General features: G+C 60.4%; 1 pseudogene. It reads left to right on the plus strand.

The features are described 5' to 3' along the window. Nucleotides 1-449: pseudogene (locus O7A70_RS34050) on the plus strand (hypothetical protein); the annotation flags it as partial.

Consider the following 449-nt stretch of genomic DNA (forward strand, 5'->3'; position numbering starts at 1 on the left):
CGACGTCCGCCCAACCTTGCTTGGAACCGCTACCAGCCACAACAACTTCTTCCGCCAAATTGGTGTGTGCCTGGGTGCCTCTCTTATTGGTGTGGCTTTCACCACCCGCCTGACCAACCGCGTCACCGATCTGTTCACGTCCTTGGCCGCGAGCAAGAACCCCGCGGTCCTCAAGGCGCTGGGGGCCATGAGCTCGCACCATGCTGCGGCCTCGCTGACTCCGGGGGCCGTCAATCAGATGCCCGATTTCATTCGTAACGGCATTATCGAGGCATACGTCAACTCTTTAACCCCGCTGTTTTTGTGGATGGCGCCGATGGTTGCAGCTGCGGGTTTGTTGGCCTTCTTGCTCAAGGATGTGCCGCTGTCCCACCACACCGGTTTGCAGATGCGTGCCGCGTCCGAGGCTGAGATGGAAGGTGCCCAGGAAGTTCCGGCAGTCGAGGGTC

Source organism: Mesorhizobium sp. Cs1299R1N1 (assembly GCF_037179655.1).
Taxonomy (GTDB): Bacteria; Pseudomonadota; Alphaproteobacteria; order Rhizobiales; family Rhizobiaceae; genus Mesorhizobium; species Mesorhizobium salmacidum.